Genomic DNA, 21,229 nt, shown 5'->3' with positions numbered 1-21,229 from the left:
ATGAGCGACGCCCGGACTCCCATTGGATTTCTTCGTGCGACGCCGCCGCCGCTCGGCATTCTCGGCGCCGGCGTCCGCGAAGCGCTACACAAGCTCACGGCCGCTTGTGACGGTCACGCCGAACTGTTTCGACAGCATCGCTTCGACGGCACCGCCGACGACAAAGCGCTCGCCGCCCGCTGGTTGTCGCCACGTTTGGGCCAGGAGCCCTCGCCCGATCGAATCATCGTCACCAACGGCACCATGAACAGCCTGCTGCTGTTGCAGGCGACGCTGTTGGGACCTGGCGGTCGACTCGCCACCGAGGCTTATACATTCCCTCAGGTCAAAGTCATCGCCTCGCTGTTCAACGTCGACATCGTCGGCGTGGAGATGGATCAGCACGGCTTGCGCGCCGACGCGCTCGAAGACATCTGCCGCTCGCCTCGCAAACCCACGGCCTTGTACTGCAACCCCTCCATTCAAAGTCCCACGGCGACCGTCATGCCGGCCTCGCGCCGTCGCGACATCGCCGAGGTCGCCCGGCGTTATCAAATTGCCATCATCGAGGACGAAGCTCAGGCCTTGTATGCCGAGGACCTCGCGCCGCCGATTGCCACCTTCGCGCCGGAACTGAGCTGGTATCTGATGGGCCTGTCCAAGTATCTGAGCCTTGGAATCCGCACCGCCTTCATGGTGGCGCCTTCGTCCACGGCGGCTCAGGCCTTGTTGGCTCGCGTCCGTACCCTCTCCACGTGGCATCCCGCGCCCCTGGTTGCGACGCTCGTGATGGATTGGATCCGGACCGGCGCCGCTCATGCCATTCTCGAAGCGAATCGCACCGAGCTACGCGCGCGCCAGCAATTGGTGCGCGAAGTGTTTCAGAACATTCCCGGCTGCCGATCTTCTTACGGGTTGCACTTCTGGTTGCCGGCGCCTCACAATCGTAGCGCTGCGCAGCTGGAACGCGCCGCTTTCGAGGCCGGTGTTCCGGTGCGTGCCAGCGATCTCTATGCGATGAACTCCGGTCCAGCGACGATGCATGGTGTGCGGCCCGCGATCGGCGATGCGCCGAATCGCGAGCAACTCGTGCAGGGTCTGCGCGTGCTGAGAAACGTTTACGAGGAGCTCGCCGATGGCCGTCGATAGCACCGCCTGGAAGGCCTTTACCGGGATTGCCGAGCACTATGACTGCCGGCCACCGTACCCTCGCGAAAGCGTCGAGGCGATCAATCGCAGAATGTCACCTCGACTGCAAGGCGCAGTCATCGAAGTAGGCGCGGGCACCGGAATCTTCACTCGGCTGCTGGCTCGCGAACTGCGGCCGGCGGGCCCCATCCTTGCCATCGAGCCCAGCAGCGACATGCGGGCGACTGCTGCACGATCGACCCCGGACGCGGCGAAGGTGAGTTACATCGATGGTGCGGCGGAGCAACTTCCGGTCGAAGATGGCGCCGCGCGCTTGGTGGTTGCCGCCGCGGCTGCGCAGCGTTTCGATCGGCCGCGCTTCTATGCTGAAGCCCGTCGTGTGCTCGCGCCGGGCGGAGTTCTCGCGCTCGTGCAGAACAGTCTCGACGACAGTCGCAGCGCCTTCGTCGATGAATACTTCTCGATGCTGGAGAAACACGCGCCCACGTATCGACGGGGAATGCGCACCGCGCGCGATGGCAGCTATCAAGACATCGATTACGCAACAGAGCTGCGCGAGGCGTCACAGCTCACCGACGTGGAGGCGCTGCGTTGGCCCATCGACGCACGCGTCGATCGTCAGAATCTGATTCAGCTCGTGCGCACCTCTACCATCTTGCAATCCGCCATCGAGCGCCTCGGCATCGATGCAGTGCTGGCGGAGGCGCTGTCGATCTTTGCTCGTCACGCCGACACGCAAGGCGTGGTGACGATGACGTATGTGAATGAAACATTCATCGCCGGGCAGCCGGCCGACTGAGCGCCGGTTTCAGGACGTCGGATCGGGCAACAGCGGCCGGATCTCATCAACGAGCTGCCGCAGCGCCGCCGCTGGCTCCTGTTCGAGAGTCACCACCTGCTGCATGCGAGTCGTGATGCGATCCGCGATACGGATGGCGTTGGGCCCGGGCGGCGCATACCAGCGAGTCGCCGCGTCGAGCCGTCCAAGCACCGCCGCAGAGAAACTGCGCTCCTCCAGCAGTCCGCGCAAGGCAGCCGATTGTGCGATGGCCAGCGAGTTCGCAGGAACATAGCCACTCGCCTTCGCCATCGCGATCTGCGCTTCGGCGCTGGTGAGATATGACATCAATGCAAAGACGCGGCGTTGACGCGCGGGATCGCGAGTCAACATCACAGCGACCGGCCCTGCGGTCGGCAATCTGCCCTGTGCTTGCATGGGAAAGGGCGCCATACCGATCTCGAAATATCCTTCGGCGGCCTGTTCGAGACGCGGCAGCATGCTGCTCATGGTGACGAAGACTCCGACCGAGCCGGCGCCGAACGCCTGACGTGCCTGATCGCGCGACATGTCTGCTCTCGCCTGCCCGGCCAATCCGAACCCGCGCACCACATCCAGCGCCTGCAGTCCGGCGACTGTATCGACGGCCACTTCACGCTCATCCCCGCTCAGCAGCGTGCCGCCATGACTCTCGAGCAGCGCAAGAAAAGCGAAAGCGCCGCCCCCGTCGTACTCCAGCAAGCCCCCGACCACGCCCTCGGCGGAATCGTCGATGCGCTTTGCGAGCGCCAGAATCTGTGGCCAATCCGTCGGCAGATGCTCGGGGTCCGCACCGGCGCGTCGCACGAGCTGCTTATTGAACAGCACTACCGGGACGGAAAAGCCGAACGCGAGCCCGTAGCTGGATCGGCCGTAGCGCCCGGCTTCGATGACTGCCTCTGCCACCGTGGTGCGCCAGTGCGGATGACCTGCGATGAACGCGCCCAGCGGCACCGCCAGTTCGCGCTCGGCGAGCAATCTCACGAAGTTGCCACTCACCATCACGACATCGGGCAGTGGCGCACCTATCAAACTCGAGCGCAGCAGCTGTTGCACCATCTGCTCCTCGTCCCGGGGTCCTGGCTCGAAACGCACACTGACATCCGGATGCGCACTTCCATAGTCGGCAACGACTTGCGCATAGACCTCTTTGATATAGGGCTGTGCATGGATGACGAGCGCATCCGACTCGGGCCGGTCGCAACCGGCCGCCAGGAGCGCGAGCGCCGCGAGCAAGCCTCGCGCCATTGCTCGAATCGAACGATGCATGCTCAACGACACGCCGCCCTCAGGAAGCTTGTTTCACATCCAGCTCCGACGCTGCGTAATACGGCACGGGAACCTCCCCTTCGTTCGCAAGATGCCACAGCGTGCGTTCACGCGCCGGATCCCAGCCGTCGCGACGATGCAGACAGGCGCGATTGTCCCAGATCACGAAGTCATCCAACTCCATTGCCGCCGACCACCAGTACGGCGAGCGGGCTGCGAAGTCACGCAGGCGAGCGAGCAACTGTCGGCTTGCGGCCTCATCTCTGCCGACCACGATGGCGTCGTCACGGTGCGGCAAGTAGAGCAACGGGCGTCCGCTGGTCGGATGGCGACGAACCAAGGGATGTCTCGGTCCCTCCATCCGCTTCGCCAGCGGCAGTGAGGGCGGCAACGGAAACTCGTTGCCCGCGGAATACTGATGATGGATCACCCAGAGATCCTGGATCTCCTCGCGCCACTGCGCCGGCAGGGAATCGTAGACCCGATACATATTCATCCAATACGTGCGCGGCGGATCCGCCGGCACGACTCGAGCATAGAAGTGCGAATAAGTCGCCGGGCGCGGCTTCATGGCCCCATCCGTGTGCCAGTCCTGAGGCTTCGCGCTGCCATCTCCGACCGGCCGACCGTCCGCTGTCACGCCGTTGGAAATACACTTCACGAACTGTAGTCCGGGGATATGCAAAGCGTCGCGCTGCTCGGGCCGCTTCAGACTCACGAAACCGCCGAAGTATGCGCCGAAGCGCTCCATCTGCGACGCACTGAGATGCTGGCCGCGCAAGCGGAGCACGAGATGCTCATCGAGCGCGAGTCGCAACGCTTCGATGGTGGCCACGTCGGTGACATCGACGACACGCGCCAGATCGACGTTGTGAACGTCGGCGCCAATGTAGGGAGTCGCGGGAATGACATGGATGCCGTTGTCTGTGTTCATGATGCTCGTGAGAAGTGGAGACGACGCGGCTATTTGACGCCGCCCAGGGTAAGACTCTCGATGAAGCGACGTTGGGCCAGCAGGAACGCCAGCACCAGCGGCGCGACGACCAGCACCGCGCCGGCCATCAGCGGTCCGTAGTCAGTGCCGGCCTCAGCATCGCGGAATGTCACGATGCCCAATGCCGGCGGCATCAGCGACTCGCTGCGCACCGCGATCAGCGGCCAGAACAGATCGTTCCAATGGCTGACCACCGAAAAGATCAGAAACGCGATGATTGCCGGCTGCGCCATCGGCGCCATGATGCGCCAGACGATGCCCAACTCGGACACACCATCGAGACGCGCGGCGTGCACGATGTCGTCCGGGATGCCCCGAAAGAACTGGCGCAGCAGGAAGATCCCGAAAGGCGAGATCACGAAGGGAAAGATCAGGCCGACGTAGCTGTCCAACAGTCCGAGCCGATAGCCGATGAAGAACAATGGCAGCGCCAGCACCTGCTGAGGAATGATCAGGCCGAGCAGCACCAGAGCGAACAATGCGCCGCGCCCTTTGAACTGCAACTTGGCCAGGGCGTACGCGCACGGCGCGCACAGGAGCAACTGCAGGATCGCGATGGATCCACACACCAACACCCCGTTCAAGAGAAATCTGGGCAGCGGCGCAGCGGTAAGCGCGGCACGGTAATTGTCGAGCCCGTGGAAATGTGCAGGCAGCAGCGCAAAGCCCGAGCGGAACATCTCGCCCGGCCCCTTCACGGACAGGCTCAGCATCCACACGAACGGCAACAGCATCAGGGCCGCCGTCACGATGAGCACCGAATGCCTGGCCACCGCCGCTGGCCACGGCAGGCTGCGCACGCTCATGAGTAATGAACCCTCCTGTCCATGACTCTCATCTGCAACAGCGTCAGTAACACCACGATGATCAGAAACACGACGGTGATCGCGGCGCCCCGCCCGGCTTGCAGATAGCCGAAGCTCTCCACGTACAACGTGTACAACAACATTTCGGAGGCCCGAGCCGGCCCGCCCTGAGTGAGGATGTTCACCGTGTCGAACGTTTCCAGCGCGCGCAAGGCGGTGACGATCACGACGAACAACATCGTGGGCCCGAGCATCGGCAGCGTGACCGTTCGCAACCGATCCGTGGCGCCGACCGCGCCATCGACATCAGCCGCGTCGTAAAGATCCCGCGGGATGGCCTTCAGCCCTGCCATGAACAGCACCATCGCGAAGCCGAGATTTTTCCAGATGGCGATCACCGCCAGCGTCACCAGCACGGTGGACGGGTCACGCAACCAGTTGGCGGTCGGCAGTCCAAGGTCGCTGAGCGCCTGATTGAGCAGACCGATGGTGGGATGTAACAAAGCCTCCCAGGCCACGGCCATCGCTGCCAGCGTCGCCATGAACGGCAGGAAGTGAGCGGCTCGATAGAAAGTACGCAGAGTGCGGTCGGATTCCACCAGCAGCGCGATGGCCAATCCGGTGAGCACCGTTCCCGGCACCACGATGAGCACGTACACAAAGGTATTGCGCAGCGATTTGTAGAAGTCCGGATCCGCGAACAATTCGTGGTAGTTCTCAAGACCCACATACGAGAACGTGCGCGCGCCGAATTGCCAGTCGGTCAGCGCCACGAAGAACACTGACAGCGCGGGAAGAATGATGAGCGCCAGCAACGCAAAGGCGGCCGGCCCCGCAAGCAGCCAACCGTGGCTGGATTGCGAGGCGTGCTCCATTGAGGTCGCCTGCGCGTCGGTCGTCAACGAAAGCTCCTGACCGAGGCGATCTGTGGAACCACGCTGTCGATGGCGCGCCCCTGCGAGTCGAACAGCAACACCTGATCGAGCGAAGTGGCGACGTGAAACACCATCTCCGGCTGCAGACCGGCGGCTCGCGCAGCCGATGTTCTGAGCACCAGCGCTCGCGCCTGCCCCAGCACATGGAAGTAGACATAGCTGTCGGCGCCCATATGTTCGATTCGCTGCACTCGTCCCAGCAGCACCGTCGCGCCGGCGCGCTCGACCGGCGTCAAACTCTCAGGGCGCAAGCCCACCGTCACCACCGATCCCGTGGGCAGGCAAGTACCGATCGGCAGGACCGCCCCGGCCACTTCGATGGTGCTGGCGGAACGCACGATGCCGTCGATCGAGTTGATCTGCGGTGTGCCGATGAACTCGGCCACGCGCCGTGTGGCGGGTCGCGCGTAGAGTTCGGTCGGTGGACCGATTTGCTCGATCCGGCCGTCGAACATCACCGCCACCCGATCCGACATCGTCATCGCTTCGGTCTGATCGTGAGTCACATAAACGAAGGTGGTGCGTAGCCGTCGATGCAGGGCCGTGATCTCGGCACGCATTTGCGTGCGCAGCTTGGCGTCCAGATTCGACAAGGGCTCGTCCATGAGAAACACGGACGGTTGGCGCACCATCGCTCGAGCCAGTGCGACTCGTTGCCGCTGGCCACCGGAGAGCTGCCCGGGCTTGCGCTCGAGCAAATGAGTCAGTTCGAGCGCGCCGGCGACCTCGCGCACGTCGCGGTCGATGGTCTCGCGCACACGGCGATAGCCAGGCATCCACCGTCCGATCCACGGCGCACGCTGCAACGCTGTCAATCGGCGCATGACCAACGGCAACGCAAGATTCGCCTCCACCGTCATGTGGGGATACAGGGCGTAGGATTGGAACACCATCGCGACGTCGCGTTGGCGCGGATGGCGACCATCCACGCATTGTCCGCCGATGCTCACCGAGCCGGCGCTCTGCGGCTCCAGGCCCGCGATGATTCGAATCAACGTGGATTTGCCGCATCCAGACGGCCCGAGCAAGGTCAGAAACTCTCCGGCCGCGACCTGCAGCGTCAGCTCATCGAGCACCCGGGTCGGCGAACCGTCCGGGCGCGTGAATACCTTGGCAATGCGATCCAACGCGATTGACGCCATCGTGATGCCTCAGAGCTTCTGCAGAAAGCGCAGGTATATCGAGCGGCCCTGGATGTTCGCGACCGACAACGGATCGTAGCCGGGGCGATCGATGTCCGAGGTGGTGCCGGAGATGAGCTGCCCGGCTGCGTCATAGCGCACCAGCGAGGGCGGATCGCGGTCGAACAGGTTGCTCACACCGACCGTGAACTCACTGGAGCCCAGCGGCACGAGTTCTTCCAGCGTCAGCCGATACTGCAGGTCGGCGGTGGTGAAGCTGTCGATGGGCGCGTTGTTGCTCTGATCGTTTTTGTATCCATCCGTGTAACGCACCGCGAGGCTCAGCTCGTGTACGTCTCCGGACCACACCGCCTGCGCGAAGGCGCGCCACTCGGGCATCGGCGCGAAATTGTTGTTGAAATTGCGGCTGCCGACGTTGCGACTTACGGCGCCGTTCGCGCCGTACACATCGAAGCGATTGACGCGCGTGGCCTCCGTCCGGAACAGCCAGTCGCCCGCGCGATCGGTCGACAGTCGATACATCGCGGACAGATCGACGCCGTCGGTCACCACCTTGCCTACGTTCTCATACTCAGTGTTGATCTGGAACAACTGTCCGCCCGAGCCACGCACGGCGCGTGGATCCGGCACGTACACACCGTTCACGCACTCGCCGTTCACGATCGCCTGCCCGTTCTGGCCAGCGGCGATCAGCTCGCTGTAGTCGTAGTGCCAGTAACCGGCGCCCAGGGTCAGCGCCTCGAACGGACGCCAATCGACGCCGAAGTTGTAGTTCGTGGCCTGCTGCGGCTCCAACCCGCCGCCGAACGTCACCACGTTCACGTTGTTTCCAGAGGTGGCACGGCCACAGGTCAAGCCGTTGGGGCCCATCACCACCGGATCGTTGATGACCACGAAGGCCTGCGAGGTCGCGCCTTGCGTCAGGGTCGGCGCCTGGAAGGACGTGCCCCAGGAGCCGCGCAGCGCGAGCGCGCCAGAGAACAGATTGAGCCGGCCAGCGATCTTGGGATCGGTGGAGGATCCAACGCTGCCACCGTGATCTTCGTGACGAACCGCCGCCTGAACCATCGCCAGATCGTTGATCGGCAGCACCACTTCCGCGTAGCCCGCCAGCACGTCGGCCGAGGCCGAATAAGGCTGGTCGGTGGCTGGAGAATCCGCCAGGCCCTGCAGCGCCAGCGCATCGGGCCTCGATTTCAGCGACTGCTCGCGATATTGAGCCCCTACTGCCAGAGACACTTCGCCGATCGGCAGTGTGAGCACCGGCCCCGAAGCGGAAAGGTCGACTACCTGCTGATGAGTGCGACGCTCGATCTCCGCGGTATAGAAGATCTGGTCGATCACGTCCTGTGAGTTGCCCGCCACGCTCACGCCGTCCTTCGGCGACACCAGCGTCGGATCGGTGATCGAGGTGGCAAATGGATTGTAGCGGCCTTCCAGCAGCAGCCGGTTCAACGCACGCGAGTCCATGCGCACCGGATCGCGCTCATCGTATCTGGCGTGCGCATAGGCATGCGAAATCGTCATCTGCCAGTCGCCGCCCAAGCCGATATCCAAGCCGTTTACGCTGCGCAGATAGGTGTTGGTCTGCTGCTTGTCGCCCGAAAAATGAATGCCCTGCGGCCGGAAATTGCCGACCAGCGGCACCGCCTGATGCACGCTCGGATCCCATTGCGCCGGATCGATGTATGCGATGCCACCCGGCCGACTGGCGTCGGCCACGAAGAAGTTGAACGGCGACTCCGCCGGCACATAGATGTTGCCGGCGGCATTGCCGGTCGACAGGCCGTTGGAATAGCTCCCCGGTTGTTTGTAGATGAGGTTTTCGTTCTCGGACGCGCTGCTCTCGTTGAAGTAGCGAACCCTTTCGGTGATTTCGAACTCGCCCTGCACGAACGCCTGCAGCCGCTGCTGCTCCGGCACCACGGCGATCTGATCGTGATAGTCGAAGTAACAGGTGTTGCGATTGACGCTGCCGTCGTTGTTGATTCGAAACACGCCGCCGGCCGCCTCACAGTTGGGATCCGCGACGGCAGTTGCGCCTGGAGCAAGCGTCGGCTGCCCCATATCGGTGAACGCGGCGCGCGCGTAGTTGCCTGGATAGCTGTTGCTGGTGAGCAGCTGTGACCGGCCGGGCACTCCGTTGCCCGCCAGTCGCTCCATGATCCAATCGAAGTCCGAGCGAACATTGCCGCTCTGGCGGTAATAGGTGGCGAACGCACTGAGCGAGCCGCGATCGAAAGTGCGGCCCGCCGCTGCGCTGACCGAGTAAGCGTCGTTGGAGGAGCCGGCATAGTCGGTGCTGAGATCGAGCCCATCGAACCGCTTGCGCGTCACCAGATTCACCACGCCCGCCACGGCGTCCGAGCCATAGATCGCCGACGCGCCATCCTTGAGGACATCGACACGCTCGATCATGAGCAGGGGAAACTGATTGATGTCGACGAAGTCCGCGCCCGACTTGTCCGAAAGCGGCGAGACACCGGCGCGGCGGCCGTTCAGCAGCGTCAAGGTCGAAGCAAACCCCAGCCCGCGCAACACGAACTGCGCCGTGCCGCTCAGCTGGCCGGTTTCGTTGTAGAGCTGACTGCCGGTATTCGCGGGCACGTTCGCGAGCAAATCGCTGACCTGCCGCGCGCCGGTCTGTTCGATCACCGCCCGATCCAGCACTTGCAGATCCACCATGGTGTTCATCGGCGCGCCGCGCACGTTCGAACCGGTGACGATGATTTCTTCCGTCACGCCGTCGACGGCCGTCGCCACTGTGGATTGCGCATCGTCGGCAAGCACCGACGCTGGATAACCGACCGCGGCGGCCGTCAGCATGAAAGCGCAGCCTGCCCGAAGGCTGAACGGCAGTTGTGTCACGACTCACTCCACTAGGGGACTTGATCCTAGGGTAGCAAGCCGATCGTTACGAGCAGATGACATCCCGGCGAACAATCCGAGATATATCGAGGCTGGATTTCCGTTGCGGCACGCCAGATCCTACAATGCCCCCGGTACTTGCCCGGTGAACAATGCTCCTCATGTCTTCGACCGACCGACTCAAGAAAGACAGCCCCCCCAGGTTGTGGCGGCAGATCAGCGACTCCATCGCCAACGACATCGAGCGTCAGGTGCTGCAGGGAGGCGATCGAGTGCCCACCGATATCGAGCTGGCGCAACGCTTCGGCTGCAACAAGCACACCGCGCGCCGGGCGATCGCACACCTCGAGCAGGAGGGCCTGGTGCGCGTCGAATGGGGCAAGGGCACGTTCGTGGTCGAAGGTCTGCTCGAATATCGGCTCGGCGCACAGACGCGCTTCACTCAGAATCTGCTCGATCAACGCCGCAATCCGCGCCGGAAAATCCTGCAAGTCACCCAGATCGAAGCGCCGGAAGCGGTTGCCAGAGGCTTGAAGATCGCAGTCGGCGCGCCCTGTCACCTGCTGGTCCTGCTCGGCGAGGCCGACGACGTGCCGCTCAGCCTCGGTCACAATTATTTCCCCAGCAAACGCCTGCCCTTGCTCGATGCGGCGCTGGAGCAGCTCGCTCAGCCGCATCGCTCACTGTCGATCACCGAACTGCTGAGCGCCTGCGGCGTCGAGTCGTATCGGCGCTCCCACACCAGAATCGGCGCACGCCTGCCTTCGGCCGAAGAAGCCGCGCAACTGCGCATGCCGCGCCAGCAACCTGTGCTGGAAACCGAGAGCATCGACATCGGCGACAGCGATCGGCCGGTCACCTTCGCCAGAACCTGCTTTCGCGCCGACCGGCTGCAGTTCGTGGTGCCTTCCTGAGCCGCTGGCAGCGGCACTGAAACCACTCTCCTAGTAGACATGGCATGGCGCCGTAGGGTAAGAAGCGCTCTTCTCCTCGAGATCGAGCGACGCTGATGTTACTGGTACGTTCCCTCCTGCCCGAGGTCCGCCGCCCGCTCCTCAAACAAATGTTGAGCACGCCGCGCCTGTTGCGTGCGATCGAATGTCATTCGCCGCTGTCGGCGGTGTTGGCCGCAACGGCCATGAGCCGCGACGCTCAGCACGCAGAGTTCGACGTGTTATGGGCCAGCGGCTTCAGCCACGCTACCGCACTGGCGCTGCCCGATGCAGAGCTGGCGACGCTGGAACGCCGCCTCGATGCCATCGCCGACATCGCGGCCGTCACGTCGAAGCCGATTCTGGCCGATGGCGATACTGGCGGCGACGCAATGGCCTTCGGTTATCTGTGCCGGCGACTGGAAGATCTCGGCGTTTCCGGCGTGGTGTTGGAAGACAAGTCGGGCTCCAAGCGCACCAGCCTGGCGGACGACGCCAACCATGAATTGGAAGATCCAGAGACGGTGTGCTGGAAGATTGCAGCGGCCAAGGATCGCTTGCTCAGCGACGACTTCCTGATTTTTGCTCGCATCGAGAGCCTGATCGCGGGCGCCGGCATGGCCGATGCGCTTGCCCGGGCCGAGCGCTACTTGCACAGCGACGCCGACGCCGTCGTGATTCATTCCAAAGACCGCTCCGGCGCCGAAGCCACGCGCTTCATGGAAGCTTACCGTCGCCTTCAGCAGCAGACCGGCGTGAGCAAGCCGCTCGCTTGCATCCCTACCGCCTACAATCATCTGACCGGTGCAGAGCTACACAAGCACGGCGTTCGCCTGGTGATCCACGGGAATCATATGATCCGCGCGGCGTATCGGAGCATGCAGCAGGCAGCTGAGCTGATCCTGCAGCATGATCGCTCGGCCGAAGCGGACGCGGTCTGCGCTCCCGTCAAGGAGTTGTTCGCCGCAGTGGGCGTCGAAACCACCGCACCGAAGCCCGCTCCCCGCGTCGCGAAACTGAGCACGGCTTGAGGTTCGAGGCATTCCCGACGATCCGAACTGTTTCGCGCTGTGCAACGCTCAGGCGGTTCTGCCGGAGCGGCTGGCGCTGCTGACCGTCGAAGTGCGGCACGGTCGGATTGGTCGCATCGGGGAGGGATTGCAAACATCGCTTCGGCAGATCGACTGCGAAGGCGACTATCTGCTGCCGGGCTTGATCGAGCTGCACACCGATAACTTCGAACGTCACCGCATCCCACGCCTGGGCGCTCCATGGCTGGCCAAGCGCGCCGTGTTGTCGCACGATGCCGAGCTGGCGTCGGCGGGCATCACCACCGCATTCGATGCAGTGACCTTGGGCGCGGACCTGAGCGACGAGGCGAACGATGAGTCCTATCTAGAAGAGATTCTCGCTACCCTCTCCGCTCAACGCACCGGCTTGTTGCGAGTCGATCATCAACTGCACTTGCGCTGCGAGCTGAGCAGCCCTCGCATGCCCGCGCAACTTCTCCGCGCCTGTGAGATACGTTCGCCCCGGATCGTGTCACTCATGGATCACACGCCCGGCCAGGGACAATGGACCGACCTCGGCAGATTTCGTCGGCATTACCAGGCTCGTTACGGCATGACTGCCGAGCGGCTGGACGCCCTGATTGCTCGCCGACAACAGGCGCGAGCAACGTTCGCGGACGAAAATCGACGGTTCGCAATTCGCGTTGCCACTGAGTACGCGGCCATCATCGCAAGTCACGATGACTGCAACGCCGCCAGTATCGCCGATGCTCATCGTGACGGCTGTCGGATTGCTGAGTTTCCGACCTCGCTCGAGGCTGCGATAGCGGCCGCGGGCCGTGGCATGAACGTCGTCGCTGGCGCTCCCAACTTGATCCGCAATGGCTCGCATTCCGGCAACATCGCCGCCAGCGAATTGGTCAAGGCCGGCGTATGCCACATCCTCTCCTCCGACTACTTTCCCCCCAGCCTGCTGCAAGCCGCGTTTTACCTCTCGAGCCACTTCCATCACTCGTTGCCGCAGGCCATCGCCAGCGTCGCCGAGGTCCCCGCCCGAGTCCTCGGGCTGCACGATCGCGGTCGCATTCAGACCGGGCACCGCGCCGATCTCGTTCGGGTCCGCGACTCAGCGCACGGCCCGGTCGTTGTCGCAACCTGGTGCGGCGGCCGTCAAGTCGCATGAGACTGTGATGCGTGCACCGCCGAATCGCAGCGGCGCGCAGGCCAGGTCCAGCGCGCCCCCGGGGCGAGCCGAATGATCACGTCGGCCCGCTGTTTCCATTCGCCGCCGGAACGCTCTGCAACGCGCGCATAAAGAACTCGAACTGACGGCGCTGCACGTAGTGGATGGGGCCCGTCGATCGGCCCACGGAGTGCTCGCCGCCGGGCACCACCAGTAGCTCGAAGTCCTTGTCCGCTTTGATCAGCGCATCGACCACCTGCATCGTCGAAGCCGGGTCCACATTCGAGTCCTGCTCACCGACGATCAATAGCAGCCGACCTTGCAATCTGGCGGCGTGCTCGACGCCCGAGGCAGCCGCGTAACTCGCATCGACTGGCCAGCCCAGCCATTGCTCGTTCCAGCTGATTTTGTCCATCCGATTGTCGTAACAGCCGGCGTACGCGACCGCGGCCCGGTAGAAATGGGGATAGAACAGCAACGCATTCAGAGCGCTCTGGCCGCCGGCGGAGGCGCCATAGATGCCGACGTGACCGATGTCATAGGAAGGATCGCGGCTGGCCAGCGCCTTGTGCCAGAGAATGCGGTCTGGGAAGCCGGAGTCCGCAAGGTTCTTCCAGGCGACATCGTGAAACGCCTTGGATCGATTTGCGGTGCCCATGCCATCGATCTGCACGACGATGAAACCCAGGTCCGCCTGCGCTTGCATGCCAATGACCTTGTCGCCGCCCGAATGAAAGCCGAACGGCCAGAAGCTCTTGGGCACGAAGCTGTCGTGCGGACCGGCGTAGATGTTTTCGATCACCGGATATTTTCTGGCGGGATCGTAGTCGCGCGGACGCACGACCAGCCCCCAGATATCCGTCACGCCATCGCGTCCCTTGGCCACGAAGGGCTCGGGCGGGCGCCAGCCGGCGGCGGTGAGGCGAGAGATGTCCCCGCGCTCGAGTGTCGCAACCAGCGAGCCGTCCGCACGGCGAAGCTCCGACACCGGCGGCATGTCTACACGCGAATACGTATCGACATAAAGAGACATGTCGGGCGCGAAGCGCACTTCATGCGTGGCGTCCGCAGTGGTCAGCCGAGTGAGATTGGCGCCGTCGAAGTCGACGCGAAACACATGTTTGAAGTACGGGTCCTTGCCCTCATCCATGCCGCTGGCCGAAAACCAGATGCGCCGCTTGGCATCGTCCACTTTGAGCACGTCTCGCACGATCCACGCTCCGCGAGTGATCTGTTTCATCTCGCCTGAGGCGGCGTCGGCGAGATACAGATGCCGCCAGCCATCGCGCTCGGAAATCCAGACGATCTCGCGCGCGTCGTCGCCGACATCGTGTCGATAACGACGGTCGGCAAAAACAAACGTCCGCGCATCTTCTGTGATCACGGCCTTGGCCGCGCCCGTCTGGCCGTCGACTTCGATGACTCGCGCCTGGCCGTGCCCGCGCCGTTGATAGTCGAACGCGAAGGTTCGGCCGTCCCTGCGCCACTGCGGCGCAGAAAGCTCATACAGGTTGGGAAATAGCGCGTTGTCGATGTCCAGCCGGCGCCGCTCGAGCACGTGAAACAACACGGGCTGTTCGATATCGACGGGATCGCCAGGCTTGGGATAGAGCTGCGTGCGCACGGTGGGTTGCAGCTGTCGCAACGGAGCGGCTTCGATTCGCGTGACAATGCGGCGAAAACCCGGGCGCACTCGATACGCGACCAAGCGAGACGAATCGGGCGACCAGGCGAGCGTCTCCGGATCGTAGAACTCGCCCGGCGTGCCGTCGGTGCTGAGCGCGATGACTTCCTTCGATCCCACGCGACGGACGACGACATTGTCATCTTCGACAAATGCCTCCCATTTCCCGTCAGGCGATGTGCGCGGAGAGTTGTCGGCCGGCACGTCCAGATCGCGAACCACGCCGAAGGCGCGGGGGCGGGTTCTGTCCTTGGGTTCGGCCTTGTTGCACGCATAGTTCACGATGCCACAGGTCCATCGCTGACCTTCGACTGTCACGTTGATCGCGCGGTTCTCATCAGTGTATTCAAACGTCTCGAACGGCAAGCGCAGGGGCTGATAACTCTGCTGAGTCACTTCATTGAGCGCTGTAGCGAGCTTGCCCGGGTCGAAAGGAGCGCGCCGCTTCAGCGTGCGCGCATCGATTTCGACGAAGGCGAAGCCACCCTCCACCGTCTTCCGATAGTGAAATCGCTTGCCGTCATGCGTCCATTCGGCGGGCTCGGCCACGTCCCGAGTGAGATACATCCAATCGTCCCGGAGACTGACCGAACGCCGGACCGCCGCGGAATCAGCAGCGGCCAGCACTGAAGTAACCGCGATCGAAGACAGCAGCGCAGCGAGCGATAAGCAGGTGAAGGCTTTCATATGTAGGTATATCGTATACCACAAGCGCGATCACGCAAATCGCGACCGGCGCAGCGATGCGCTACATTCAGCGAATCGAATCTCGCGATTCGCCCGACTTGGAACTAGACATGCCACAAGCGGCGAAGCGCCTTGCATTCACACTGGCCGCAAGCCTCGTCGTCGCCTCGTGCGCCAAGGGTGAATACGCCATCCTCACCCTCTCCTATCCGGTCCCGGCGCAGAGCTCGAACCATGAATCGAAGTGGCCGACTAAGCCGCTGCCGGAGAAAATCTCGAAGTCCTTCTGGGCAGTGGCGGAAGCCAGCGGCTACAAATGCCGGGCGCACGTCAAACGTGTCGAAGAGATCACCTGCCGCGGCCCGCGGGATATGTATGTGACTTTCAAGCCCGCGCTGAACAAGCCGGAGTTCGTCGCAAAGTTCAACTGGCTCGATTTCAACGGCCGCACGCCGGAAGAATTCAAACGTCACGTGCAGGCATTCTCGTCCTCGATCACCACAGCGGTGGATGATGAGAGCGTGCAGCTCGTCATCAGCGAGTCCTGGTGACCAGACGACTGTCAGGGGAAGTTACATACCGCCTGGTTGGCGGCTTCTCGCGTAACGCCAAAGCCCACCGAGCGCGGTCCATCGCAACCGGAGAACAGTTCGACGCAATATCGGACAAATGACAGGCGCCGACCGGATAATCGCGCGCATCGTCTACTTGCAGGGAGCGCTTTGTGACAAGCAGCGCAAGCGTCGTCGTATTAGTGATGTTGGCTTGGTTCGCTCCGCTCGATCAGGCGGCAGCCTCGCAACAGCGCGCCCGACTGGTGCAGTCGGTGGACATTCAGATTCCGTCCGCACCCACGCCGGTCACCATCGCTGGCGCCCGGCACCTTGCTTATGAGTTGCACATCACGAACTTTCGACCGGTCGACGTGGTGTTGAAGCGCCTGGAGATACTGGACGCCGGTCGCGACAGCCGCGTAGCGGAATTCAGCGATTCGCAGCTCGCAGCAAGGCTCGATCGCGTGGGCGCGCGAGTGGCGGACGCTGAGCGCCAGATCATCCCCCCTGGCGGGAGGACGATCATCTATTTATGGCTGCCGTTGGAAGACAGGTCAGCAATCCCTGCCAGGCTTCAGCACAGAATCGAGCTCGATCTCATGCGGTCGTCAGGACGCGAGCACGCCGTCATTACTGATAGCGGGTGCGCTGTACGTGGCGAGCAGCCCGTCGTTCTCAACGCGCCGTTGCGTGGTGGGCCGTGGGTTGCGTTGTATGACCCGCTGATGGTTGGCGGGCATCGAACATCTGTCTACACACTCAATGGACGTGCCCGCATTCCTGCGCGCTTCGCCATCGATTGGGTGAAGCTGGGTGACGACGCGACACGCGCACGCGGCGACGTCAACAGTATCCGAAACTGGCATGGCTACGGCGCCGAGGTGCTTGCCGTTGCGGACGGCGTCATCGCTGAAGCCGTCGACGACATGACCGAAGGGGCGACGCTGTCGGAGGCAACCGGCCCGCTCGCTCTCGAGAACGCCAGCGGCAACTACGTGACGCTCGACCTGGGCGGCGGCCGCTACGCGTTCTATGAGCATCTCCAACATGGCAGCATCGCGGTCAAACGTGGAGATCGGGTGAAGAGCGGCCAGGTGCTCGGGCGACTCGGCAACTCCGGCAGCAGCTCGTCCGGCCCTCACCTTCATTTTCACGTCGCAGATGCCGAGGCGGAGCTTGCAGCGGAAGGACTACCGTACGTGTTCTCTGGTTTCGAGGTGGTGGGCGCCTACGATGACATCCACACGTTCGCCACCGGTGAACCCTGGAAATCTTCCTCTCTGCCTGCTGCCGCAAGAAAGCGCAGCAGAGAGCTGCCTGGCGCCAACACCGTCATCGTCTTTCCAGAACTGAAGCGATGAACGGACAGCTCGACGTCACAACACCGCGTTGAGCGCCGCATATGACTCGATGCAGGCACGCTCGCTTGCCTTGTTCGGCTTCCACGGTCCATGCTCCATGCCGAAAATGAAGTCGCGGCCGCTCTCCCGCATCTTGCCCAGGATGTGCTTGAAGATGTTGCCGTAATTCATCTCGCCCGTGCCAGGCCAGAGCCGCCCCGGCACGTCGCCCATCTGGAAGTAGCCAATCTCGCTCCAGGTCTGGTCGATGCTTGCGATGATCGAGCCCTGATTCTGCTGCAGGTGATACATGTCGAACAGAATCTTGCAGGCCGGGCTGTCGACGGCGCGACAGATTTCATACGCCTGATCGGCCGTGCGCAGGAACAGATCGGGCGTGTCGGCAAGTGGCTCGAGCACCATGACCAGGTTCTCTCGTTCGAACACTTCGGCGCCGGCGCGCAGTACGTCGATCGCGTTGGCCGTCTGTATGCCGATCGGCAGTTTGCGCTCGAACACGCCTGGGACGACCGTCATCCACCTGGCGTTGACCCGCTTCGCGACTGTCACCGCCTCCTGACAGGCCTTCGCGAACTGTTTGCGATTGTCGGGATGACCCGTCGTGAACAGCCGGTTCTCATTGCCGCCCACCGCCACCACGAACACGCCCAGCGACATGCCCAGTTGTTGCATGGTGCGGGCAATCGTTTCCTGCGTAGCGACCGATCGCTGCATCATGCCGTTATCTTCGAGGACCGTGAAACCCTCGTCCGCCATGAATTTCAACTGATCCACAATGTTCTCGCCCGCGTGGCCGACGAACTGACCGAGGTGCGGAGCGAACTTCAGTTTGAACTTGCGCTTCGATGACGCCGCGAGCAGCGGTGACGTTGCTCCCAATGCAGTGGCGGCCAACGCGGAATGCATCAGCGTGCGGCGTGTAATCATGAGCTCTCCAAATTCTTCACGGTCAGGCCCGACGTTCTCTGTCGGGAGCAGGACTACTGTGCGAATCTACCGTAAGTGCTCTTCGACGTCGCGCTTTCGCAGGCAACTAAATGGCCTCGCAATACGTGTTCAATAAGGCGACTTCCTGGGAGGCATCGATGAGCACCATCCTACTTGTTGAATCCAGGGCCTTCTCGGTGGCGCTGACCGACGCACTGTGCAAGGCTGGATTCCGTGTTCAATGTGAGCAGGACGGCGGACGCGCCATCGGTGTGGCGGCCGGCGGTGAGTTCGACGCCGCGATCATCGATGCCGGCCCGACCGACATCGGCGCGCATCGTGTGGCGCAACGGCTCCGAGCGCGCGCCCCCGAACTGCCCATCTTCATCTGCACGACCTACGATGAGGACACCATCGCGCGATGGGCCATCGAGGACCGGATGCTGGTGCTCGAAAAGCCCATCGACGAGGCGCAACTGGTGTGGCTGCTACAGGCGCAGATGGGAACGCTCAGCTGAGCGAGCGCCGAACGCTCAAGGCGCCACGAGCTGGTCGTAGCTGGGTAGATTGATACCCTCGGACAACGCCTCTTCATATTCGGTTCGCAGCGAGTCGAGCACGCCGTCGTATTGTTCCAGCATATCCTGCAGCTGCACGCGGTCTTCGACCTCCTCCTCGGTGAGGTCGTCGAGCCGTTCGTCGGTGGCGCGCAACTCCGCCGTGAGCTCGCGGATCTTCGCGGCGAGCAGCGGGATCACCACCGCCAGGTCACGTTCACTGATCGATCGCATGGAGATCCAACCTCGTTCACTCGGAGTGGTAAAGAGACTGCTTGCCGAGCTCGACTGCTTTCGCGAGGGCCGCGCGCGCCAGATTGTCCAGGGCGCCTTCGTATGCATCCCGTCGCATCAGGTTGCGACAGCGGATCGAGTAGTGTCCCGGGTTGCTGCGCGTTGGCGTGTGCGTCACATCCAGCGAATTGGGGATCGTGGTGCCTTCCGGCAACAGGAAGTAGAACCAGCCCTTGTAGCCAAAACCGCCGGGCGCGTCACTGACGGAAACGCCTTCCTTCCAGCTGACATAGTGGCGCCCTTTATCGTTCCGATCCTCGACGCCACGCACCCATGCCGTGCCTTCGTCGTCCTCGAACCATGTGACGTCGGGCGGGCGGAAGCTGCTCCTATCCTTCTTCCAGAAACCCTGGTAGTCCGGATAGAGACTGCCCCTGCCATGCGCGGCGGTGAACGTCTCGGTCTTCTTCGCCGCGGATTTTCCGGTCCATCCCGACGACTTGCAGGATCGGTAGAGATCGACACTTATATTCGCCATCCGTACGCCTTCCAGTAGCGCCCCATGCAGCAACGCGAGCTAGTCTAGCCGGTTGTAAGGAAAAGCGACACCGCACTGGACAGTGCATCGTCGCCGACAATTTTTTGACACTGCTATTCGAACAGACTCACGATGCTCTGGTACTTCTCGATGTACCACCGGTTTTCATTGTTGTATCTCGGGATCGGGACCGGACGGATTTCCGTACCCACGGCCTTCCAGACACACGGACACTTCACCGGCGCTTCGGCGAGCTGCACTCCGGGGCGACTCAGTTCATCGAGCTTGACCTTCATTCGAGTCAGCACACGGTGCAGCTTCGTGACATTGCGCGGTCCGCCGTTATATGCGGCGACCGGAAAGATGCCGAGCACGGCGGGATTGTCGCGATACGCGCGACGAATATCCGCTCGCATCCCCGCCAGTTCGAGATCGAGCAGGCAGACTGCCGCCTTCATGGCGTTCAACAGATTCGTCGCGCCGCTCTCGAACACCGGATCGAGCTTGGCGCGAGGACAGCGCCTGACGACGAGCGAATAGGTGCCGTTGCCCCGGCGATTGGTGAATTGCATGGGGCCCAGCGCATTGGCGCTGGAGACGCTGTACCGATACGCCTCTTCCTGCTTCAACCCGTACTGGTTCAGCACCTCGTCGAAGGCGAGCGTCTGCTTGCTGACGTAATCGGCGTCATCCGTCTGCTCGATGACTGCAAGCGTGGTGATGACCTGAAGTGGAATCGAGTCGGCGAGCAATTCGCCACGAAAGGCCGCACTCGGCACCTCCGCGAGACGCAGTTCCTCGATCGCCTGGCGCGCCGTGGCGACGAGAAACTCTCTGCCCGCGCTGACCAGGCCCGGGTCGAACGTATCTTCGGTGAATGGCAGATAGATGATGGGCTTCGCAGTCTGGACCACGGCACGCCACTGCCCGCGTCTGAGCAGGTTGTTGTCGAAGACCGGGAATTTGCGGCCGTACACTTTCAACGGAGTGCCGTCCTGGGAGAACGCAAACATCAGCCGCTCGGCGCCGGTGCCCTTGACGTGTTTGGCCTGGATACCGGGCGTGAGCATGCGAAACGGCAAGGGCCTGCGACCGGGTTGCCACTTGATGGGCGGCCGCGGCAGCTCGATATGAGCGACGGTCCACTCCTGCTTCGTCTCGTTCCATAGAGCGAAGGCAACGGGTCGGCCGCGGAGGATCTGTCTCTTGCCCTTGCCAGTGAAGACGTATTGAAGCTCGACGTCGGCAAGCACGCTCTGCGCTTCGGCGACCAGATCCTGGATCACCTGGTGACGGTTGAGATTGCGGCCATGGACGATGACCTCCTCGGGCTTGTCACTGGGCGGCTCGGACTCGGCGACCGCCAGGGGCACCTCGCCTTCTGCTTGCTTCGAACCCACTTCCGGAGCGGGCGCCGCTTGCTCGAGCGACGCGGCCACCTCGGCTGGCGAATCGCCTGCCGCATCGATCAGCGTCGGCTCCTCTTCACCACCTGCGCCACCCATGCTCGCGCATCCAGAACAGAGCAGCGACAGCAGGATTGGAATCAGCACAATGGTTTTCATTGTGTCGATTATGCGGCGGCCTGCGGATTTGTCACTCG

At 62.9% G+C, this 21,229-nt stretch carries 19 protein-coding genes; 8 read left to right on the top strand and 11 right to left on the bottom strand.

Features of this window, described 5'->3' with window-relative positions; all coding sequences use genetic code 11:
* Together JM946_RS14600 and JM946_RS14595 are read left to right on the top strand one after the other, a co-directional pair.
* Window positions 1–1,128, top strand: coding sequence for an aminotransferase-like domain-containing protein (locus JM946_RS14600; protein ID WP_203168029.1), 1,128 nt, complete (start codon window positions 1–3; stop codon window positions 1,126–1,128).
* The gene (locus tag JM946_RS14595) at window positions 1,115–1,927 is read left to right on the top strand and encodes a class I SAM-dependent methyltransferase (RefSeq protein ID WP_203168028.1); all 813 of its coding nucleotides are present in this window, start codon (window positions 1,115–1,117) and stop codon (window positions 1,925–1,927) included. The genes JM946_RS14600 and JM946_RS14595 overlap by 14 nt, the downstream gene beginning before the upstream one ends.
* A gap of 9 nt (window positions 1,928–1,936) precedes the next feature.
* Here the strand turns inward: JM946_RS14595 and JM946_RS14590 are convergent, their stop codons facing one another.
* Genes JM946_RS14590 through JM946_RS14565 form a run of 6 tightly spaced genes read right to left on the bottom strand, consistent with a single transcriptional unit; the run spans window position 1,937 to window position 9,959 of the window.
* Window positions 1,937–3,193 carry an extracellular solute-binding protein gene (locus JM946_RS14590; protein ID WP_203168027.1) on the bottom strand — a complete coding sequence of 419 codons (1,257 nt, stop codon included), beginning with the start codon at window positions 3,191–3,193 and terminating at the stop codon, window positions 1,937–1,939.
* A 40-nt stretch (window positions 3,194–3,233) separates the two neighbouring features.
* A complete protein-coding gene (locus tag JM946_RS14585; protein ID WP_203168026.1) occupies window positions 3,234–4,148 on the bottom strand; it encodes a TauD/TfdA dioxygenase family protein in 915 nt (304 codons plus the stop codon).
* Between the two features lie 29 nt (window positions 4,149–4,177).
* On the bottom strand, window positions 4,178–5,014 hold the full coding sequence (locus JM946_RS14580; protein WP_218042866.1) for a carbohydrate ABC transporter permease: 837 nt from the start codon (window positions 5,012–5,014) through the stop codon (window positions 4,178–4,180).
* Window positions 5,011–5,889 (bottom strand): carbohydrate ABC transporter permease, encoded by an 879-nt coding sequence (locus JM946_RS14575; protein WP_407700556.1) that lies wholly within the window; start codon window positions 5,887–5,889, stop codon window positions 5,011–5,013. The genes JM946_RS14580 and JM946_RS14575 overlap by 4 nt, the downstream gene beginning before the upstream one ends.
* Window positions 5,890–5,912: 23 nt before the next feature.
* Entirely contained in the window at window positions 5,913–7,091 is a 1,179-nt protein-coding gene (locus JM946_RS14570) for an ABC transporter ATP-binding protein (protein WP_203168024.1), read from the bottom strand.
* Between the two features lie 9 nt (window positions 7,092–7,100).
* A complete protein-coding gene (locus JM946_RS14565; RefSeq protein WP_203168023.1) occupies window positions 7,101–9,959 on the bottom strand; it encodes a TonB-dependent receptor plug domain-containing protein in 2,859 nt (952 codons plus the stop codon).
* A 161-nt stretch (window positions 9,960–10,120) separates the two neighbouring features.
* Between JM946_RS14565 and phnF the strand changes: the two genes are divergently transcribed.
* From phnF to JM946_RS14550, 3 genes are all read left to right on the top strand, one after another.
* The gene (gene phnF, locus JM946_RS14560; protein ID WP_203168022.1) at window positions 10,121–10,873 is read left to right on the top strand and encodes a phosphonate metabolism transcriptional regulator PhnF; all 753 of its coding nucleotides are present in this window, start codon (window positions 10,121–10,123) and stop codon (window positions 10,871–10,873) included.
* Between the two features lie 95 nt (window positions 10,874–10,968).
* The gene (locus JM946_RS14555; protein WP_203168021.1) at window positions 10,969–11,922 is read left to right on the top strand and encodes an isocitrate lyase/phosphoenolpyruvate mutase family protein; all 954 of its coding nucleotides are present in this window, start codon (window positions 10,969–10,971) and stop codon (window positions 11,920–11,922) included.
* A 10-nt stretch (window positions 11,923–11,932) separates the two neighbouring features.
* Window positions 11,933–13,084, top strand: coding sequence for an alpha-D-ribose 1-methylphosphonate 5-triphosphate diphosphatase (locus JM946_RS14550; protein ID WP_203168615.1), 1,152 nt, complete (start codon window positions 11,933–11,935; stop codon window positions 13,082–13,084).
* Between the two features lie 76 nt (window positions 13,085–13,160).
* Here the strand turns inward: JM946_RS14550 and JM946_RS14545 are convergent, their stop codons facing one another.
* Window positions 13,161–15,455, bottom strand: coding sequence for a DPP IV N-terminal domain-containing protein (locus tag JM946_RS14545; RefSeq protein ID WP_203168020.1), 2,295 nt, complete (start codon window positions 15,453–15,455; stop codon window positions 13,161–13,163).
* A gap of 110 nt (window positions 15,456–15,565) precedes the next feature.
* Here JM946_RS14545 and JM946_RS14540 point away from each other — a divergent pair, with 110 nt between their 5' ends.
* Together JM946_RS14540 and JM946_RS31275 are read left to right on the top strand one after the other, a co-directional pair.
* Window positions 15,566–16,006 carry a hypothetical protein gene (locus JM946_RS14540; RefSeq protein ID WP_203168019.1) on the top strand — a complete coding sequence of 147 codons (441 nt, stop codon included), beginning with the start codon at window positions 15,566–15,568 and terminating at the stop codon, window positions 16,004–16,006.
* Between the two features lie 173 nt (window positions 16,007–16,179).
* Window positions 16,180–17,370, top strand: coding sequence for a M23 family metallopeptidase (locus tag JM946_RS31275; protein WP_203168018.1), 1,191 nt, complete (start codon window positions 16,180–16,182; stop codon window positions 17,368–17,370).
* 15 nt (window positions 17,371–17,385) lie between these two features.
* Here JM946_RS31275 and JM946_RS14530 read toward each other — a convergent pair whose 3' ends face one another.
* Entirely contained in the window at window positions 17,386–18,297 is a 912-nt protein-coding gene (locus JM946_RS14530; protein ID WP_203168017.1) for a hydroxypyruvate isomerase family protein, read from the bottom strand.
* A gap of 158 nt (window positions 18,298–18,455) precedes the next feature.
* On the opposite strand from JM946_RS14530, the gene JM946_RS14525 reads away from it, so the two are divergent.
* The gene (locus tag JM946_RS14525) at window positions 18,456–18,815 is read left to right on the top strand and encodes a response regulator (RefSeq protein ID WP_203168016.1); all 360 of its coding nucleotides are present in this window, start codon (window positions 18,456–18,458) and stop codon (window positions 18,813–18,815) included.
* Window positions 18,816–18,830: 15 nt separating this feature from the next.
* Here the strand turns inward: JM946_RS14525 and JM946_RS14520 are convergent, their stop codons facing one another.
* The 3 genes from JM946_RS14520 to JM946_RS14510 all read right to left on the bottom strand — a co-directional run bounded on the left by JM946_RS14520 (window position 18,831) and on the right by JM946_RS14510 (window position 21,191).
* On the bottom strand, window positions 18,831–19,088 hold the full coding sequence (locus JM946_RS14520; protein ID WP_203168015.1) for a hypothetical protein: 258 nt from the start codon (window positions 19,086–19,088) through the stop codon (window positions 18,831–18,833).
* A 16-nt stretch (window positions 19,089–19,104) separates the two neighbouring features.
* A complete protein-coding gene (locus JM946_RS14515; protein WP_203168014.1) occupies window positions 19,105–19,626 on the bottom strand; it encodes a Tse2 family ADP-ribosyltransferase toxin in 522 nt (173 codons plus the stop codon).
* A gap of 113 nt (window positions 19,627–19,739) precedes the next feature.
* Complete coding sequence (locus tag JM946_RS14510; RefSeq protein ID WP_203168013.1) at window positions 19,740–21,191, bottom strand: lysozyme family protein; 1,452 nt, start codon at window positions 21,189–21,191, stop codon at window positions 19,740–19,742.
* Window positions 21,192–21,229 lie beyond the last annotated feature (38 nt).

The organism is Steroidobacter gossypii, assembly GCF_016801985.1.
In the GTDB taxonomy this organism is placed as follows: domain Bacteria; phylum Pseudomonadota; class Gammaproteobacteria; order Steroidobacterales; family Steroidobacteraceae; genus Steroidobacter; species Steroidobacter gossypii.
Note: the sequence above shows the minus strand (reverse complement) of the source record. Positions and strands in the feature narration are given on the sequence as shown.

Coding starts and splice junctions, on each gene's coding strand:
- JM946_RS14600 (WP_203168029.1), top strand. CDS start 1: ATGAGCGACGCCCGGACTCCCATTGGATTTCTTCGTGCGACGCCGCCG.
- JM946_RS14595 (WP_203168028.1), top strand. CDS start 1,115: ATGGCCGTCGATAGCACCGCCTGGAAGGCCTTTACCGGGATTGCCGAG.
- JM946_RS14590 (WP_203168027.1), bottom strand. CDS start 3,193: ATGGCGCGAGGCTTGCTCGCGGCGCTCGCGCTCCTGGCGGCCGGTTGC.
- JM946_RS14585 (WP_203168026.1), bottom strand. CDS start 4,148: ATGAACACAGACAACGGCATCCATGTCATTCCCGCGACTCCCTACATT.
- JM946_RS14580 (WP_218042866.1), bottom strand. CDS start 5,014: ATGAGCGTGCGCAGCCTGCCGTGGCCAGCGGCGGTGGCCAGGCATTCG.
- JM946_RS14575 (WP_407700556.1), bottom strand. CDS start 5,889: ATGGAGCACGCCTCGCAATCCAGCCACGGTTGGCTGCTTGCGGGGCCG.
- JM946_RS14570 (WP_203168024.1), bottom strand. CDS start 7,091: ATGGCGTCAATCGCGTTGGATCGCATTGCCAAGGTATTCACGCGCCCG.
- phnF (WP_203168022.1), top strand. CDS start 10,121: ATGTCTTCGACCGACCGACTCAAGAAAGACAGCCCCCCCAGGTTGTGG.
- JM946_RS14555 (WP_203168021.1), top strand. CDS start 10,969: ATGTTACTGGTACGTTCCCTCCTGCCCGAGGTCCGCCGCCCGCTCCTC.
- JM946_RS14545 (WP_203168020.1), bottom strand. CDS start 15,455: ATGAAAGCCTTCACCTGCTTATCGCTCGCTGCGCTGCTGTCTTCGATC.
- JM946_RS14540 (WP_203168019.1), top strand. CDS start 15,566: ATGCCACAAGCGGCGAAGCGCCTTGCATTCACACTGGCCGCAAGCCTC.
- JM946_RS14530 (WP_203168017.1), bottom strand. CDS start 18,297: ATGATTACACGCCGCACGCTGATGCATTCCGCGTTGGCCGCCACTGCA.
- JM946_RS14525 (WP_203168016.1), top strand. CDS start 18,456: ATGAGCACCATCCTACTTGTTGAATCCAGGGCCTTCTCGGTGGCGCTG.
- JM946_RS14520 (WP_203168015.1), bottom strand. CDS start 19,088: ATGCGATCGATCAGTGAACGTGACCTGGCGGTGGTGATCCCGCTGCTC.
- JM946_RS14515 (WP_203168014.1), bottom strand. CDS start 19,626: ATGGCGAATATAAGTGTCGATCTCTACCGATCCTGCAAGTCGTCGGGA.
- JM946_RS14510 (WP_203168013.1), bottom strand. CDS start 21,191: ATGAAAACCATTGTGCTGATTCCAATCCTGCTGTCGCTGCTCTGTTCT.